Annotated in this window: 17 protein-coding genes; 4 read left to right on the top strand and 13 right to left on the bottom strand. The window is 61.1% G+C overall.

Features of this window, described 5'->3' with window-relative positions; all coding sequences use genetic code 11:
* Positions 1-157: 157 nt before the first annotated feature.
* The 4 genes from MF268_RS02290 to MF268_RS02275 are packed head-to-tail and all read right to left on the bottom strand — an operon-like array spanning position 158 to position 3,724.
* Positions 158-910 (bottom strand): iron ABC transporter ATP-binding protein, encoded by a 753-nt coding sequence (locus tag MF268_RS02290; protein WP_238369286.1) that lies wholly within the window; start codon positions 908-910, stop codon positions 158-160.
* Complete coding sequence (locus tag MF268_RS02285; RefSeq protein WP_238369285.1) at positions 907-1,872, bottom strand: iron chelate uptake ABC transporter family permease subunit; 966 nt, start codon at positions 1,870-1,872, stop codon at positions 907-909. The genes MF268_RS02290 and MF268_RS02285 overlap by 4 nt, the downstream gene beginning before the upstream one ends.
* Positions 1,865-2,812: an ABC transporter permease gene (locus MF268_RS02280; RefSeq protein ID WP_238369284.1), complete on the bottom strand. Its 948-nt coding sequence runs from the start codon at positions 2,810-2,812 to the stop codon at positions 1,865-1,867. The genes MF268_RS02285 and MF268_RS02280 overlap by 8 nt, the downstream gene beginning before the upstream one ends.
* Positions 2,813-2,818: 6 nt before the next feature.
* Positions 2,819-3,724, bottom strand: coding sequence for a siderophore ABC transporter substrate-binding protein (locus MF268_RS02275; RefSeq protein ID WP_238369283.1), 906 nt, complete (start codon positions 3,722-3,724; stop codon positions 2,819-2,821).
* Between the two features lie 131 nt (positions 3,725-3,855).
* On the opposite strand from MF268_RS02275, the gene MF268_RS02270 reads away from it, so the two are divergent.
* The 3 genes from MF268_RS02270 to MF268_RS02260 all read left to right on the top strand — a co-directional run bounded on the left by MF268_RS02270 (position 3,856) and on the right by MF268_RS02260 (position 5,610).
* Entirely contained in the window at positions 3,856-4,149 is a 294-nt protein-coding gene (locus MF268_RS02270) for a DUF2218 domain-containing protein (RefSeq protein WP_238369282.1), read from the top strand.
* A 165-nt stretch (positions 4,150-4,314) separates the two neighbouring features.
* Positions 4,315-4,641 (top strand): hypothetical protein, encoded by a 327-nt coding sequence (locus MF268_RS02265; RefSeq protein ID WP_238369281.1) that lies wholly within the window; start codon positions 4,315-4,317, stop codon positions 4,639-4,641.
* A gap of 117 nt (positions 4,642-4,758) precedes the next feature.
* Positions 4,759-5,610, top strand: a complete 852-nt coding sequence (locus MF268_RS02260) for an efflux RND transporter periplasmic adaptor subunit (protein ID WP_238369280.1) — start codon at positions 4,759-4,761, stop codon at positions 5,608-5,610.
* Positions 5,611-5,695: 85 nt separating this feature from the next.
* Here the strand turns inward: MF268_RS02260 and MF268_RS02255 are convergent, their stop codons facing one another.
* Positions 5,696-6,325 carry a DnaJ domain-containing protein gene (locus MF268_RS02255; protein WP_238369279.1) on the bottom strand — a complete coding sequence of 210 codons (630 nt, stop codon included), beginning with the start codon at positions 6,323-6,325 and terminating at the stop codon, positions 5,696-5,698.
* Positions 6,326-6,431: 106 nt separating this feature from the next.
* Here MF268_RS02255 and MF268_RS02250 point away from each other — a divergent pair, with 106 nt between their 5' ends.
* A complete protein-coding gene (locus MF268_RS02250) occupies positions 6,432-6,689 on the top strand; it encodes a BolA family protein (protein ID WP_238369540.1) in 258 nt (85 codons plus the stop codon).
* A gap of 204 nt (positions 6,690-6,893) precedes the next feature.
* On the opposite strand, the gene MF268_RS02245 is transcribed toward MF268_RS02250, so the two are convergent.
* The 8 genes from MF268_RS02245 to pepN all read right to left on the bottom strand — a co-directional run bounded on the left by MF268_RS02245 (position 6,894) and on the right by pepN (position 17,087).
* Positions 6,894-7,409, bottom strand: a complete 516-nt coding sequence (locus MF268_RS02245; protein WP_238369278.1) for a DUF4177 domain-containing protein — start codon at positions 7,407-7,409, stop codon at positions 6,894-6,896.
* A 62-nt stretch (positions 7,410-7,471) separates the two neighbouring features.
* Positions 7,472-7,942 (bottom strand): thioesterase family protein, encoded by a 471-nt coding sequence (locus tag MF268_RS02240; RefSeq protein ID WP_238369277.1) that lies wholly within the window; start codon positions 7,940-7,942, stop codon positions 7,472-7,474.
* Positions 7,939-10,068: a tetratricopeptide repeat protein gene (locus tag MF268_RS02235; protein WP_238369276.1), complete on the bottom strand. Its 2,130-nt coding sequence runs from the start codon at positions 10,066-10,068 to the stop codon at positions 7,939-7,941. The genes MF268_RS02240 and MF268_RS02235 overlap by 4 nt, the downstream gene beginning before the upstream one ends.
* Positions 10,069-10,307: 239 nt before the next feature.
* On the bottom strand, positions 10,308-11,819 hold the full coding sequence (gene gatB / locus MF268_RS02230; protein ID WP_238369275.1) for an Asp-tRNA(Asn)/Glu-tRNA(Gln) amidotransferase subunit GatB: 1,512 nt from the start codon (positions 11,817-11,819) through the stop codon (positions 10,308-10,310).
* A 69-nt stretch (positions 11,820-11,888) separates the two neighbouring features.
* A complete protein-coding gene (locus MF268_RS02225) occupies positions 11,889-13,193 on the bottom strand; it encodes a hypothetical protein (RefSeq protein WP_238369274.1) in 1,305 nt (434 codons plus the stop codon).
* Between the two features lie 169 nt (positions 13,194-13,362).
* The gene (locus MF268_RS02220) at positions 13,363-13,794 is read right to left on the bottom strand and encodes a hypothetical protein (protein ID WP_238369273.1); all 432 of its coding nucleotides are present in this window, start codon (positions 13,792-13,794) and stop codon (positions 13,363-13,365) included.
* Positions 13,791-14,531 carry an SDR family oxidoreductase gene (locus tag MF268_RS02215; protein WP_238369272.1) on the bottom strand — a complete coding sequence of 247 codons (741 nt, stop codon included), beginning with the start codon at positions 14,529-14,531 and terminating at the stop codon, positions 13,791-13,793. Before MF268_RS02215 ends, MF268_RS02220 begins: the two co-directional genes overlap by 4 nt.
* Before the next feature lie 3 nt (positions 14,532-14,534).
* Positions 14,535-17,087, bottom strand: a complete 2,553-nt coding sequence (gene pepN, locus MF268_RS02210; RefSeq protein ID WP_238369271.1) for an aminopeptidase N — start codon at positions 17,085-17,087, stop codon at positions 14,535-14,537.
* Positions 17,088-17,091: the final 4 nt, after the last annotated feature.

Genomic DNA, 17,091 nt, shown 5'->3' with positions numbered 1-17,091 from the left:
TGGCTGTGCTTGAAGTTGTGCAAACGGTTTGAGATCGTCGAAAATCGGTGCCGGCTTTCAGCGCCGCGCGGCTGGAACCAGCGCAATAAACGCGATTCCTCGCACCAACCCAGCCCGTCACCATCCGCAGAGATGCCTACGTTCAACCGTCGATCCCTCAGACCAGAACCACGGGCTTGCCGTCGATCAGCCGCACCTCGGCATTCGTGTCAAAGACCTCCCTTAGCAGACCATCGGTCACGATCTCGTCCGGAGCGCCATCTGCCGCGATACGCCCGCCACTCATCACCACGATCCGGTCGGCAAATGCGGCAGCATAGTTGATGTCATGCAACACGATCACGATGCTCTTGCCTTCGCGTTCCGCCATCTCGCGCAGCAATCCCATCAGGTGGCGCGACGCTGCGATATCAAGATTGTTAAGCGGTTCGTCCAGTAGCAGGTAATCTGTCCCCTGCGCATAGGCCATCGCCACCAGCGCCCGCTGCCGTTGCCCGCCCGACAACGCATCGAGAAACCGATCCCGCAAAGGCTCCAGCGCGAATTTTTCCAGCGCGGCGGTAATGATCTCGCGGTCTTGCGCGCCGGGGCGTCCCTGGTGCCACGGGTAGCGGCCCATCATCACCAGTTCGCCCACCCGCAGCCGCGCCGATACGGTCAGGCTTTGCGGCATGATTGCCAGATGCTGCGCGAGCACCCGGTCGGCGGCCTTGCCGACTTCAAGCTCATCTACAGTGATCGCGCCCGCCTGCAATTTATCCAGCCGCGCAATCAGCGACAAAAGAGTCGATTTCCCGGCCCCGTTCGGCCCGATCAGCGCGGTCACTCCGCCGCGTGGCAGGTCAAGCGATATGTCATGCAGGATCGGCGAGCCGTGAATGGCATGGCTTACATTGCGGATCGAAATCATACGGCCCGTCTCCGTAACAGCAGGAATAGAAACAGCGCGCCGCCGATCAACTCGATCACGACGGGCAGGGGGGTGGAAAGGTGCAGCACGCGCTCCATCACCGTCTGACCACCGACCAGCACGATCCCTGCGATCATCGCCGCCGCCGGCAGCAGGGTCGCGTGCCGCTCGCTCTTGATCAGAAGATGCGCAAGCGCGGTGACGATCAGGCCAAAGAAATTAGATGGCCCCGAAAACCCCGACGACATCGGCCCCGACAGCGCCGTCGCCGCGCCGACCAGCAGGCAGATCAACAGCAGCGCCTGTTTCTGCCCGCGCTTCGGCATTTCACCCAGACCGGTGGCGGCCTCCGGTCCCAGCGCCAGTACATCCAGCCGGAACCTCATTCGCCACGCCAGCACCAGCGCCGGGATCACCACCGCCGCCGCCATGCCCAGCAGAACCGGCTCCACAAAGGTGAACCGCGCGAAACTCGCGACCTGCACGGTCTGGAAATCGCTCGGGTCGATCAGCCGCTGGATAAACCCGGTGACCGACCGGATCAGGATGCCCAGCACGATCCCCGTCAACACCATCTTGAGGATATCGCCACGCCCCCCGGCCAGCAGCGCCATGAACAGCAAAAGCCCAAGTCCCGACATCAGCGTCAGGTTGGCGGCGAACAAAAGCGGCTGCGGGATCGCGTCATAACCCGCCGCACCTAGGGTGAAGACCATGCTGCTCAACGCAAAGGCGTAAAGCGCATCGAACCCCATCACCGATGGCGTCAGGATACGGTTCGCCGTGATTGTCTGGAACAGCACCGTCGCCACCGCCAGCGACACACCAACCAGCAGCATAGCCGCCAGCTTGGTGGCGCGAAAGGTCAGGATGAACGCCCATGACCCCACCGCGTCGAGGAAAAGGTAGCCAATGATCGAGACCAGCAAGCACAAGCCCAACCAGATCTGCGCCCTAGCCATTTTTTGGCTCCCGCAGGATCAGGGCAAGGAACAAGGCAGCGCCGATCACGCCCGTCATGGCCGAGGCGGGGATCTCATAGGGCATGCGAACCACCCGGCCCAGCATATCTGCGCCCAGCACCAAAAGCGCCCCAAGGCTCGCCGTCAGCGGCAGCCCGGCGCGCAGGTTATCCCCGATCAGCCGCGACACGAGGTTCGGCACCACCAGCCCGATGAACGGGATCGCGCCGAGCGTGACCACCGTCAGCGCGGTCACCAGCGATATCGCGGCAAGCCCCGCCGCTGTCACCGCAGCCACGTTCACCCCCAGCGCGCGGCCGGCCGCATCTCCCAGCGCCAGTACCGTCACCCGGTCGGCGATGAACCACGTCGCAAGCGCTACGCCCCCGGCAATCCAGAGCAGCTCGTACCGGCCCTGCAGAACGCCGGAAAGCTCTCCGGTCAACCAGATCTGCACGAATTGTAGCATATCGCCCTGGTAGGCGACAAAGGTTACCGCCGCGCCGATCACCCCGCCGTAAACCAGCGCCACCAGCGGTACGAGCAATGGTTGCGTCGGTGGCAGGCGACGGATCATCAGCAACAGGCCGACGCTCCCGACCAGGGTCGCCCCGGCGGCGATCAGCATCTTGATCCAGACCGGTGCGCCCGGCACGAAGAGAGTCGCGGCAAGAATGCCAAGCGCCGCGCTCTGACCCGCCCCTGCGGTCATCGGCTCAACGAAACGGTTGCGCGCCAGCACCTGCATGATCTGCCCGGTCACCGCCAGCGAGGCCCCCGCCAGCATCGCCGCCATTGTCCGGGGCAGGCGGCTTACCAGCATCAGCCGCAGTGCCTCGGGGTTGCGCCAGAGATCGGCCGGACTCATGTCGATGGCGCCGACGAACAGCGAAAGGCTGGCCAGCGCGGCCAGCGCCAGCAGGATGAAAACTACGGGCATATCAGATCAGGAGTCAGGTCCCAGCGCGGCGATCAACTGATCGAGCGTGCGGTTCAGCGCGGTATACCCGCCACCCGCGATATAAATCTCGCCCGGCGAGAGATAGATGACCTGATCGTTCTGCCACGCGGTCGTGCCGTGGATCAGCGCATTGTCCAGCGTCGACCGCGCGCCTTCGACCGCGCCGCCGATGGCCTGCCCGCGGTCGATCACGATCAGTGTATCGGGGTTCTTGTCGGCGATATATTCAAACGTGATCGCCTCGCCATGGGACGAGGTATCGATGTCATCCGCGGCCTCGGGCCAGCCCAGCGTCTTGTGCAGCCAGCCGAACCGGCTCTCGGCACCGAACACCGACAGTTTCGGCCCGTTGGTCATGACGATCAGCGCGGTGCCTCGCCCCTCGACAAGGGCGCGGGCGGTTTCGGTCTTGGCGCGCAGGATTCCGGCCATCTCGGTGGCTTTTTCTTCGGTGCCGGTCAGCCTGCCATAGGTCTCAAGCCGCTGCAGCCCGTCGCCGACCGCATCAAGACCGATGCTCATGTCCAGAACCGGCCCGAAATTGCTCAGGTTCTTGCCCTGCGCGATGGACCGCGTCCCAAGGATGATCGCATCCGGTCCAAGCGCTGCGATCTTCTCGAAATCGGGTTCGAAAAGCGTCCCAACCACAGGCAGCTCATTTTCCACATCCGACAGGTAGCCCATATGTGTCGGCGCGACGATCCCGGCAGGTTTCACCCCCAGCGCCGTCAACGTGTCGATCGCTGGCACGTCCATCGCAAGAATGCGCTCGGGACGCTGCGGCAGTTCTACGGGGCCGGTGGCGGTTTCCACGGTGATCGGCTCGGCCATGCAGGCCGGTGCGCACAGCGCCAGAGCGGCTAGAGTGTTACGCAGCAGGGCGGGGATCATAGGCAGGCCTCCGGACTGGAACATGAACCGGCAGAGCGTCGCCGGGTTCGGATTGACTGTCGGTTAGGCGCTTGCGCCGGGAGGGTCAAGAAAATAACTTACAGAAAGAATCGGATTTCACCGGAGTGACCATGCTTTCCGCGTCAGCACGTTTCGAAACGCCCAATGCGTCCAAGTACCTCAAACAGCTTTGCAAGCACTTCGCGCATAAGGTCAGCGTGGAATACGACGATACCAACGGAAAAGCGGCCCTTCCGCCCGGTCCTGCAACGATGCAGGCCGATGACGAGGCGCTTTTGGTGACAGTCACGGCTCAGGATGAAGAGGGTCTCGAACGGGCAAAGTTCATCATCGACGACCACCTGTCGCGCTTTGCCTTTCGCGAGACTCCGGACCTGAACTGGGAAGCACCGGCCACGGCCTGAGCCGCTCATTACCCTTTCCAAAGACATGTGCTTTGCCCGCTCTGGCGGCGCAGATTATAGCGCAAATACATTTCTCAACTTAAGGTGTCTTGACACAACCTTAAGGTGAATACGATGGTCAGAGCGTTTCAATACCTTTCTTGAATCGATTGCACTGGACATCTCATGAAACATCTGACTTTCGTACCGCTCCTCCTTGGCCTTTCCGCCGCCCCCGCTTTCGCACAGGATTCCTGCCCTTGGGCGGGCGGCGAATACTCGTTCCGCGATCACGGCATCTACGGCGATTTTATCGTCAACGCCGATTGCACGGAACTGGTCTGGAGCCGGATCGCCGACAGCGACGAAACCACCGCGATGGAAAGAACCCACGACGGCTGGAAGGGCTCTCTCTCCAAGGCGGATTTCGTTCTGCTCGAAAATGGTCGCAACCTGCGCATCACCGGTGTGGGCGGGGCGACTCGAAACAGCAACGCCGAGCGTACCAACTGACGCAACCCCGGCTGCGTCCACACCCGCCAACCGGAACACCGGCAGGTCATGCCCGATCCCGGGGCCTGCTGCTCCGGTTGGCAAAGCATCGTCACCCGTCCCCCGACGGAGGCTCGCATGAAAAGAGCTGCCAGTGTCCTTGTCTCCCTCGCCATGCTCGCATGCCCGCTTCCTGCATGGGCGGATGAGCAGCCCCTCTACACAGGTTATGTCGAGGCGCTGAACCGGGTGGATGTGTCCGCCCAGATCGAAGGCGTCGTGACCGAGATACATTTCGAACCCGGCGAAACGGTCGCCGAAGGCGCGCTTCTGTTCACCTTCGACAAGGCAGAATTCTCCCAGCGTCTGCGCGCGGCCCGCGCTGTAGCACAAAAGGCCGAGGCCATCCTTGAAGACGCGGAAAATGAACATGACCGCAACCTCATCCTCAAGGAACGCGGGAACGTATCCGACACGCGGTATTTCAAATCCAAAGTCGCCCTTTCGGTTGCCTCGGCGGCCGCAACCGAGGCCAACAGCCGGCTCGAAGCCGCCCAGATCGACATGCGCCGCACCGAAGTCCACGCACCGATCTCAGGGATCATCAGCAAACCCTTCGTCAGCCGTGGCAGCTTCGTGGAAACCGGACAGAAAGGGGTGCTGGCCACCATTGTCCAGCTTGATCCGGTGCGCATCGCTTATGAAATCCCCTATCCCCAGCGACTGTTGGAACTTGGCGTCACCGATCTGAGCAGCATCGATTCCTATGCCGACACCGTGGATCTGGTCGTGCAGCTGGCCCCGGGCTGGGACCATCCCGCGCTTGCCGAACCCACCCATCTCTCTGCCGATGTCTCCCGCGAAACGCGTAGCCTGACCGCTTGGGCGATCGTCGCAAACCCGACCCATACGCTGCGCCCCGGCATGCAGGTCTCCCTGCGCCCGCTGGGACCCGAAGCCACCCGGCCAGAGACAATCGCCAATGAATAAAGGCGTTGACCAAGCGGGAGCCCAAGAAAAAGGCGCTCGCAGTACCCTGCGCGCGCCTGTTCGACGGTGGGGCTGACCCGAAAGATCAGTCCTTGAAGTTGCGGCTTACCTTGATCTGATCCCATGCCCAGACCACCTGCTGCAGCTGTTCCTCCTGCGACCGGTCGCCGCCGTTCATATCCGGGTGCAGCACCTTGATCAGCGACTTGTAGGCCTTGCGCACCTCGGCCTTGGTCCAGTTGTCGCCCGCCTCGAGGATCTCGACCGCGCGGCGTTCGGTGGGGGGCAAACGGCGCTGGGTGACACCGCCGCGCTTGCCCGGGTTCTGCGTCGCATTCGCGCCAAGTACCTGATGCGGGTCCTCGATGCCCAACCGCGCCCAGGCGCGGGCTTCCGGATCGCTGATCGGCTTGGTCGCGCGTTCCCAGACCTTGTCCTTTGTCTGCTGCGCGTTGATCTCCGCCTCGGTGGTTCCGTCAAAGAAGTTCCATTTGAGGTTATATTCGCGCACGTGCTGTTGGCAGAACCAGAAGTAGTCGTCCAGAACGTCGGGCGCCTTGGGGGCGCGGAACTTGCCGGCCTCGGTACAGCCGGGATGTTCGCACTGGCGCACCGAGGTTTCGGAGGCGCCCGACATGCCGCGACGGCCACGCGGGTTCTTTTTCTTGGCCGACGACACGGACATGTCGAAGCCGAAGGGATCAGGTTTAGTCATGGAGCTTTCCTTCCCGGCGCATCTTTTCGACTCGGAGACCGGAGTTTAGAGTATGTCTCGTCAGATAGAAGAGGGGGCGGCGAATTTTTTGCCGCAAAAGAGTGAAATGAATGTGACTGAAACAATCCGGACCCGTCTTGAGGCAGCCTTTTCACCAGATGCTCTCGAAGTGGTCGATGACAGTGAGAGTCATCGCGGGCATGCCGGTTTTCGTGAGGGGGGCGAGAGCCACTTCAATGTGATGATCCGGGCAGAGGCATTCAAGGGCCAGTCCCGCATTGCGCAACATCGCGCCGTCCATGCGGCGCTTGGTCCGGAACTGGTGAGCAGCATCCACGCCCTGTCGCTCGATATCGGCGCCTAAGCCCCGTATCGACCGTCCCGGTGCGCGTGGGGGCTGCGCGGGCATCCGAAGACATTTGAACAACGCCCCTGCACTAAGCGGAGGAAAAAATAGTCCCCGTCAAAAGCAGCGGGGGCCGTTTCTTTTAACCTCTGGACCAAGGTTCAGGCACGCAGCAGCTTCCGCAAAAACCGCAACGACCTGCGGCACAGCATCCCGCGAAGCTTACTCCGACTTGTCTTTCTTGACGTCGGGCGTGCTGCGGCGAACGACCTTCTCGATGCTCGTCAGCGGCGATTCCTTGGCCGCATCTTCCTCTACTTCCGCCAGCGTCTCGGGCGCGCCAAAGGGTACGGGCCGTGCCGAGGGAACCTCGTCTTCCTCCGACCCACCACGCTTTGCAGGTCCCACGGGCACGCTTGCCTCAGGCACCGGTGCCGCTGCCGCTGCAAAGGCCGAGGCGCCGCGTTCCTCTACCGTCTCCCCCGACGCATTGCCCGCCGCGCCGCCCTTGGCCCGGCGGAACACCAGCACGTTGCGCCAGTTGGTTACCGATCCGGTCAGCCCGCTGCGTTCCTCGCTGGGAAGCAGTTCCGCGCGCAGGTATTCCCATCCGCCCGCCGCCAACCGGTTCAGCTCGGCCTCGACCGACAGCGCGAACCGCCCCTCGGCTGTCTTGACCCCCTTGGCCTTGGTTCCCTTGTCGGGGGCCGGCACCACCTTGTATTCGTATATGGGCATTAAATCGTCCTGACGCTGATAACGCGCGCAACCTAACCGCAAATCTCACCGGGCTAAAGAGCCTAACGCGGCCGGAGCTGCACCTTGCGCCCCGCGCCCTCGGGCATCGGCAGGCCCGCATGATCCCGCGCCATCTTTGCGATCTTTTCCTGCACGTCGCCGGGGAAGGGCGCCACCTTCGGCCCCGACTGGTCGATCGACAGGTGCAGCGACTCTCCGCTCGCCGCCAGCCACCCGTCCTCGTGGAACAGTTCCTGATAGGAATGGATGCGCTTTTCGTCATGCGCGAGCAGCTGGAACGTGCTGTAAACCCGGTCGCCCTCATGCAGCTCGCGGATATAGCGGATGTGAAACTCCGCCAGAAAGGTCGTCATCCCCCGCTCTTCGCGATAGCCCGGCCCTAGCCCGAAATCCGACCAGACATCATCCACCCCCAGATCGAACAGCACCGAGTAATAGGCCATGTTGAGATGCCCGTTATAATCGATCCATTCCGGTTTGACGGTGAGAAAGCTGGATTTGAATGGGGTCATGCAGAGGGTCCGTTTCGCAGGTGGTTGATGTATTGGAGTTTTCGGTTGCCCACCTCCAGATACTGTGTTGCTCCGGCCTCTGCAAATATCTCCCGCGCCGCCCGCACATGCGCCTCGGCCCGATCCAGATGCTCTGGATCGTGAGTTCGATTAAAGGAAATGATCTCGGCGAGTCCAAGATAAGACGTGCTCGAGGCCCAATCGAACGGCGAATTGTTTTGGGTGCGCACTTCCAACGCAGCGTTAAGCGCGGCGAAGGCAAGGTTCAGCGTTTCGGTGGCTTTTTCTGACTGCCCCGTATGGTTCAGTAAATTGCCAAGCAAAGTGAAAGCATGGCCGAGGTTGTGTTGCGTCGTAGCCCATTCCGAAGGAACTTTCTCCCGGGTTCTTTCCTCCAGCGCATTTTTGAAAACGTTCACAGCCTCTTCCAACAGTTTTACATCTTTCTGAAGCTGCCCAATGGTCTTTAGTGCCACCCCGAGATTGTTTGTTGCCCCGGCCCAATCCATCGGCATTTTGTCTCGGGTCATAACTATTAGAGCTGCCCGATACGAAACAACCGCTTCTTCCAGCCGCAATGTGTTGCGTTCACGTTCACCAAGAGTCGAGAGCGCATTGCCGAGGTTGGAGTGAACCATGGCCCATGCATTCGGATCAGCTTTGAGGCTGTAGACATTTAGCGCGGCGCGATAGGCGGTGATGGCCTGTTCTAATCGCTCACCGCCTCTTTCGCGTTCCCCGAGATGTTGCAGCGCACTGCCAAGATTGTTCTGAGTGGATGCCCAGCCCCTCGGATTATTGTCTTGGGTCAATTCTTCTAGTGCCAACTTAAAGCGAGTGACAGCTTCCTCCAAGCTACCTTTGTTGCTCTCTCGTTGTCCAAGGATGCGCAATGAATTGCCAAGCTCGTTTTGCGTATTAGCCCAAGCGAGCGGATTCCGTTTGCGTGAGAATTTTTCCAACGCGGTGCGATGATTGTTTATGGCCAGAACGAGCCGTTCCGTGCCGGTTTCGCGTTCTCCGAGGGTTGTCTGTGCAACACCGAGGTCGTTCAAGGCAGTGCTAGTTTGTTCGGGGAAAGTCGCCTTTTCCACGTTTGTCCGCGCCAGTTCGATCGATACCTCGAGGTCAAAGTTCAACCCTTTGTCACGCCCGCGTTGGTACCATTCTTGCCAGACAGATCGCAGGGCATCAAACCGCTGTCCAAAATCGGGATGCTCGAGGGCGAGTTTTTCTAATAATCTTTGCGTCGTCTTAGCCGCGTCGCCTCGCATACGCGATTGCTCGACCGAAACGTCCAGCATCCGCATTTTTATGGCGACTAGGCGCTGCTCTTCCTGCGCTATCTCCGCGAGGGCCTGATCGACTTCCTCATCGGCATCGTCCAGCCGATCCTGGGCGTTCAAGTCGGCCACGCGTTTAAGAACTATGCTAATTTGCTCATCGACGTTCGAGGGAAGGGCCGCTTGCCGTTCCAGATCAATCGCCGCCTCGATCCGAGCTTCGAGTTCCGCGTAGGCGGCATCAATGTCGCTGACGTCTCTGGCCGTACGGCGCGCAAGACCAATAAAGAGTTTCTCGGTCAGTTCGAGTTCACGATCCTTTTTGCTCGCTCGCTCTATAAGTAGCTCGACGCGTTTCGAGATTGAATTAAGCTCCGCAATGACCGCTGTCTGAAACGCTGCTGCCATCCGGTGCGCCTGATCCGAGTCCGCAAGTAACAAGTCGAGAGGCTTCCGCAGCATCTGACGATACGTGTCCCGCAACAATGAAGAGGCATGGGCCGGGTCTGTAAGGCGCTCGACCATGTCGTCAATGATAGCCTCACGTTCTCGGCCAGCAGCCATAATAGCATGTTGATCAGGGATGCTGGCTTCAAGCATTTGGGGTAGCAGTAGTCGGTCCGCTTTGGACAGGTGGCTATTAGCAATCTCCATTCGCATGAGTTCAACAATTTGATCGCGAAGAGGTATGACCTCCTTAGGAAGTCGTTTGGAGATTTCGCGCATCGACAATGTAGCTGAAATACCTGCGCCTACAGCACCTAGTGCGGTTGCAGCCTGAGCGACACCAAGAGCGCAAACCAGAATGTTCGCGCCATGTATCAGTTGGTCAATCTTCTGCATGTGCTGCTACGCCGATGGCCGTGCAATGCTGCGCAATATCCTTTGCATGACTCATCCCGCCGCCCCATCTGTCCCACCCCTGACGCTAATGCGCAGCGGTCGCCCGGGCAACATCCCGTTCACACACCTTTTCCATCCCCTAACAACATGAGAGGGGGGAGTGTCAGGAGTCCGGAGAATGTCAGACGGCTGATGCACGGGGGGTGTACAGGGGGTGCACAGATGTCACCCCCCGAAAATCACAGCCCCAGCTTGGCCGAAACCAGATCGTTGACGGCCTTGGGGTTGGCCTTGCCGCCGGTGGCTTTCATCACCTGACCGACGAACCAGCCCGCCAGTTTCGGGTTGGCCTTGGCCTTTTCGACCTGCGCCGGATTGGCGGCGATCACCTCGTCCACGGCGGCTTCGATAGCGCCGGTATCGGTCACCTGTTTCAGGCCTTCGGTCTCGACGATCTCTTCCGGATCGCGGTCAGAAGTGTAAGCGATATCAAACACATCCTTGGCGATCTTGCCGCTGATATCGCCCTTGGAGATCAGCGCGACGATCTTGGCCAGACGCTCGGGCGCGATGGGGCTTGTCGTGATGTCATGCCCGTCCTTCTTGAGGCGACCGAAGAGCTCATTGATAACCCAGTTCGCGGCCAGCTTGCCGTCGCCGCCCTGCGCGACCTTTTCGAAATAACCAGCCGATTCCAGATCGGCGGTCAGCACGCTGGCGTCATAGTCGGCCAGGCCGAAGTCATTGATGAATCGTGCTTTTTTCTGGTCGGGCAGCTCGGGCAGGGTGTTGGCGATATCGTCCACCCAAGCCTGTTCGATTTCCAGCGGCAGCAGGTCGGGGTCGGGGAAATAGCGGTAGTCATGCGCTTCTTCCTTGGAACGCATCGACCGCGTTTCGTTCTTGTCCGGGTCGTAGAGCCGGGTTTCCTGATCGACCGAGCCGCCGGCCTCGACAATAGCGATCTGACGGCGCGCCTCGTATTCGATGGCCGCCTGAATGAACCGCATGGAGTTCATGTTCTTGATCTCGCAGCGCGTGCCGAGATGTGAAAAGTCCTGCGTTTCCTGATACTTCTCGTACTGGCCCGGGCGGCAGATCGACACGTTCACGTCAGCCCGCAGGTTGCCGTTCTGCATGTTGCCATCGCAGGTGCCGAGGTAGCGCAGAATCTGACGCAGCTTGGTGATGTAGGCGGCTGCCTCTTCGGGGCCACGGATATCGGGGCGCGAAACGATCTCCATCAGCGCGACACCGGTGCGGTTCAGGTCGACAAAGGACATGTTCGGATCCATGTCGTGGATCGATTTCCCGGCATCCTGCTCAAGGTGGATCCGTTCGATCCGCACAAGACGGGCGATACCGTTCCCCATATCAACCAGAACTTCACCTTCACCGACGATAGGATGGTAAAGCTGTGAAATCTGGTAGCCCTGCGGCAGGTCGGGGTAGAAATAGTTCTTGCGGTCAAAGGCGCTTACAAGGTTGATCTCGGCTTTCAGGCCAAGACCCGTGCGCACCGCCTGCTCGACGCAGAATTCGTTGATGACCGGCAGCATGCCCGGCATCGCCGCGTCGACAAAGGCCACGTTCGAATTCGGTTCGGCGCCAAACTGGGTCGAGGCGGCCGAGAAAAGTTTCGCCTTGGAGGATACCTGCGCATGGACTTCCATGCCGATCACCAGTTCCCAGTCGTGCTTGGCCCCGGCGATCACCTTGGGCTTGGGGGTCTCGTATGTCAGGTCCAGCATCTGAATGGCCTCTTGTCCGCTTGCTTGGCAGGGGTTCTAGGCCAGCCACGGGGTCAGAGCAAGGGGGCGTCAGGTCGCGTCATAACGTGGGCCCTGCGGGGTAAAGGTGATATGCGCGCCGCGCCCTATTTCCTCGCAGAAAAGCTCGCCGATCGCTTGAAGCGCAAACCGCTTGCCCCGCGCGGCAAACCTGTTGACCGAGGTGACGCGCAGGTTGTTGTCAAACCCGGTCAGCGCATGGGCCCAGACCATCGGGTGGACTTCGGTGAGGTGGTCGCGGATCAGCCAATTGGCGCAATCGGCAATTTCGGCGCGGTTCTGGTCGGCAAGGGCACTGATGCCTTCACCCTGCCGGATGGCCACGGCGCAGAAGGCGGCCAGAAGATTGATCATTTCCTGCTCGGGATGGGTCGCGATGATATCGTGCAGCCCGTCGATGAAGAAATCCAGATCGACCTGCTCGCAGGCGACCTCGTCCAGCGCCATCGCATCGAAATAGACCCAAGTGTAACCGCCGGCCCCCCAGATATCCTGCGTCCGGGCAGCGGTGCGGCGCGCCTGAAGCTCAAGCTCGTCATAGGTGCCGAACCAGCGCGGCAGCAGGTGGCAGCCAAGGGCGCGCATGTGGCGGTGGTTGTTCGGGTCGAGATCGATCAGGTCTTCGTAATCGTCGCTGACCCGAGCGCCCGCATCGGCCTGACCGACCAGCAGGGCACATTGCGTCGCGGCAACCATGGGGCTGTCCAGTTCAAGCCCGTTGAACGGGGCCATCAGCTTTGTTGCGCGTTCGAAATGCGCAAGGCAGCGTTTCCGGTTCAGCGGCGCGATCTCGTCCTGACCGGTTTCGCCGCGCCATGCCCAGCCAATGTCCAGATGCGCCTGCGCCACCAGCGCGGACATATGCGGGTCGTTGCCCAACTCGCGGCGGGCGATCTCGAGGCCTTTGATGCCTTCGATCAGGGCGCCGTCGCGCGGGGCGCGTTCCTCGCGCAGCGCATGTTCGGCAGCCAACACCACGTCGCTGCGCGCACCAAAGGCGAGAAGCTCGGCAATCGGGACACCGCCGGGCGTGCATTCGCGTTTTTCATCTGCCTGACGCATTTCGCGCGCCAGATCTTCCCAGCGTTCCTGCCGGGCAAGGAACTGACCACGCTCCTGTGCCGCCCGCCACGCGGTGTCATCCGGCGCCTTGTCGCGAACCGGAATCGTCAGATGTTCTTCGTAACGGGGCGAGGGCAGGGCATAGATCGGAGCCGGTTCATCCTCTGCCATGTTCGTGGATCGCTTGGAGCGGAAGGTCAGCCACAGCGACTCGAACGCCGTGGTGACAGAGATAAAGAGGCGATCCAGCCAGGGCAGTAACAGCTTGAACATGGGTAATCCGAACACGAGGTAACACGATACTTGGCCCGGTTTATGCAGGTGATTTCAGGCGCAAAAATGGCAGAGCTAAGATGTTTGCAGCGTTCCTTTGGGCCTTTTGCATGGCAGGCCAAAAGTTGGTTAACGCTATGAAAAGAAAGGGGTTAACTAAAATTCGATGTCAAAATACGGTAAAATGATGCCGTTCGATCTGCACGTTTCGCAGGGTCAATTCGGCGGCCATCCGCCGATGGGGCGGCAACGCCTCCTGCGGGAGCCGTAGTGATTTGCCATCTCGTGTCAGAATTGTGACGCGCACCGATAGGTCCCAACGGGTGTCCATGCGGATTCGGTCGATCTCGGCGAGGTCGACATTTCCCTCCAGCCTGCCGGAGAACCATTCGAGATTTTCATCGCTCAGGATGATCCCGGCGGCGGGGTTGCGCCAGAGATCCCAGAGCGCGGGCGGGGTGAACAGCGCGATACCACCGATCAGCCAAGGCGCGGCGTCAAAGACGATGAGCAGCAAGCCAAGCACGCCATAGACAGCGGCCAGCGCCAAAAGAGCCCTGCGCGACCGTCCGTGGCGGGTAAAGCGATAGGACGCGTTCACCGACCGCCAGAGACGTCCAGAAAGGCGCCGGTCACATAGCTGGCCTGATCGGAAAGCAGGTAAAGCACGGCGTCGGCAACCTCTTCCGCCGTGCCGACCCGTTTCATCGGAACATTCACGGCCAGCCGTTCGGCCCGGTCGGGTTCGCCGCCCTTGGCGTGGATGTCGGTTTCGATCAGACCGGGGCGCAGGCTGTTGACGCGGATGCCGCCGGTCGCGACCTCGTTCGCCAGCCCCTTGGTAAAGGTGTCGATGGCAGCCTTGGAAGCAGCGTAATCGACGAATTCATTGGCCGACCCAAGCCGTGCCGCAACAGAGGAGATATTGACGATGGACCCGCCGGACCCCTGCGCCTGCATACGCAGCACTGCCTCTTTCGCGGCCAGCATCGCGCCGATCACGTTGATGTCGAACATGCGGCGCAGACGGTCATGGGTAAAGTCCGTTACGCGGGCAGCCATATCGACCACGCCCGCATTGTTCACCAGCGCGTCGATGCGGCCGAAATCGCGGTCGACTGCGGTGAAAAGCGCCTCGATATCCTCGGGTTTCGCCACATCGGCCCGGTAGATCTCGGCCCGCGATCCGGCCTTGCGGGCATCGGCAGCCACCGCTTCGGCGGTGGCCTTGTTGCCATTGTAGCTGAGCGCCAGATCATAGCCGCGCGCGGCGGCCAGCCGCGCGCTGGCGGCACCGATCCCGCCGCTGGCCCCGGTGATGAGACAGACTGGACGCATGGCTCAGGCCCCCAGAATGCGCGAGACCATCTCGGTCGTGTCGCGCGACAGGTCGGGCTGGCCGGCAATACGTTCAAGCGCGGCGCGCATCTGCGCCTGCCGCTCTGCGTCATAGCGTTTCCATGTCTGGAACGCGGTGCACATGCGCGCCGTGGTCTGCGGGTTGACCGGGTCAAGCTTGATCAGCCAGTCCGCCAGCAGCGCATAGCCCGCGCCATCGGCGGCGTGGAAGCCCGCATGGTTGCCGGTCAGCGCGCCCAGCGTCGCCCGGAACCGGTTCGGATTCTTCCAGTTGAAATCCTTGTGCTGTGTCAAAGCCTTGGCAGCACCGACCGCGCGGTCCGGCGCGGCGTTCAGCACCTGCAGCATGAACCATTTGTCGATCACCAAACGGTCGTCCTGCCATTGTTCGTAGAATTGGCGCAGCGCATCCTCTCCCTTGCCCGCCCGCACGAGGCAGGAGAGGGCGGAAAGCTGCAGCGTCATGTTGTCCGCTTCGGCATATTGACGCGCGGCTTCCTTGCCCCCGTCAAGCCGGGTCAGCAGCGAAAGCAGCGCGCCGCCGAGCGACCGCTTGCCGGATTGCTCGGCATCAGGGCGATAGGGGGCGTCCACGCGCATATCTTCCATCAGGCTCGGCAGATCGTCCTGCAGCTTTTCTGCCAGAGTCTGACGCAGTGTTTCGCAGGCGTTCCAGATCGCCATCGGGTCGGGCGTACGGCCGGATTCGGCCTGCGCGGCGGCAAGCTCGGACTGGCTGGGCAGGCCCAGCATCAGCGCGCGATAGGCCGGGTCAAGGCTGCTGTCCCGCGTCACGGCGACGATCCCGTCAAGATATGCCGCATTTGGCGCGGCCCCGCCAAGCGTCATGTCGTTCAACGTCTCGAGCGCCAGTGTACGGCCCGCTTCCCAACGGTTGAACGGATCGGTGTCATGGGCCAGCAGAAAGGCGCGCTCAGCGGTGGTGGTTTCGCGGTCAAGGATCACCGGCGAGGAAAAACCGCGCAGTATCGAGGGCACCGGTTTCGCAGCAAGGCCGTTGAATTCAAAAGCCTGCGTTTCCTCGGTCAGCTCCAAAAGCGTGGTTTCCACGACCTCGTCGCCATTCGGCCCGATCAGGCCAACGGCAATCGGGATGACCTGCGGTTGCGGTGCAGGGCTGGCCACGCTGGCCGGGGTCGATTGCGTGAAGGTCAGTCGGTATGTACCGTTCTCCCAGTGCTCGGTCACCTTGACGCGCGGCGTGCCTGCCTGTGAATACCAGCGCTTGAACTGGGTCAGATCGCGACCTGTCACATCCTCGAACACCTTGAGCCAGTCCTCGATGGTGCAGGCCTGTCCATCATGGCGCGCAAAGTAGAGATCCAGCGCCTCGGCATAGGCGGCGTCCCCCACCAGCCGTTTCAGCATGCCGATCACCTCGGCGCCTTTCTCATAGACGGTCGCGGTGTAGAAGTTGTTGATTTCTTGAAAACTCTCCGGCCGGACCGGGTGGGCGAGGGGGCCGTTATCTTCGGGGAACTGGCGCGCACGCAGGTCGATCGTATCGCTGATCCGTTTGACCGGGGCCGAGCGCATGTCCGAAGTAAACTGGCTGTCGCGATAGACCGTCAGACCTTCTTTGAGACAAAGCTGGAACCAGTCGCGGCAGGTGATGCGGTTGCCGGTCCAGTTGTGGAAATACTCATGCGCGATGATTGCCTCGATCCGCTCACAATTCATGTCGGTCGAGGTTTCCGGGCTGGCAAGAACGGCAGAAGAGTTGAAGATGTTCAGCCCCTTGTTCTCCATCGCGCCCATGTTGAAGTCGTCCACGGCGACGATGTTGAATATATCGAGGTCGTATTCACGGCCATAGACATCCTCGTCCCATTTCATCGACTTCTTCAGAGCCTCCATACCAAAGGCGCATTTTCCCTCGTCCCCGGGACGCACGTAGAGGTTCAGCGCGACGTCGCGCCCGCCGATGGTGGTGAAGCTGTCGGAATGGGCCACCAGATCGCCCGCGACCAGCGCGAAGAGGTAGGCGGGCTTGGGCCAGGGATCATGCCATTCGGCCCAGCCGTCGCCGGATTTGCCGGGATTGCCGTTCGAAAGTAGCACGGGCAGGTCGCCGTTGATGCGCACGGTGAAGACGCTCATCACGTCGGGGCGGTCTGGGTAATAGGTAATCTTGCGAAATCCCTGTGCCTCGCACTGGGTGCAATACATGCCGTTGGACATGTAAAGCCCTTCCAGCGCGGTATTGCCTTCGGGGTCGATTTCGACCTCGGCCTCCCAGATAAAAGGCGCATCCGGCGCGTCGCATCTTAGCCCCTCTGCGGTGCAAACCGGGCTGATGTCTTTGCCGTCGATCTTGGCACTGATCAGCTTCAGCTTTTCGCCATCCAGCCAGAACTGGCGGTCGGCAGCCTCGGGGTTGGGCGAAAATTCGATCCGGCTTTTGACGCGGGTGGCATTGGGCGCCAGGTCAAAGGTGAGATGCACGGAGTCGACCACGTAGCCAAAAGGCTTGTAATCCTCGAGATACACTGTGGTCGGCGCGGCGTCTTTCATATCC

Origin of the sequence: Heliomarina baculiformis (assembly GCF_019966545.1) — a bacterium.
In the GTDB taxonomy this organism is placed as follows: domain Bacteria; phylum Pseudomonadota; class Alphaproteobacteria; order Rhodobacterales; family Rhodobacteraceae; genus Heliomarina; species Heliomarina baculiformis.
The sequence above is the reverse complement of the archived record's forward strand: the minus strand, read 5'-3'. Positions and strand labels throughout refer to the sequence as shown.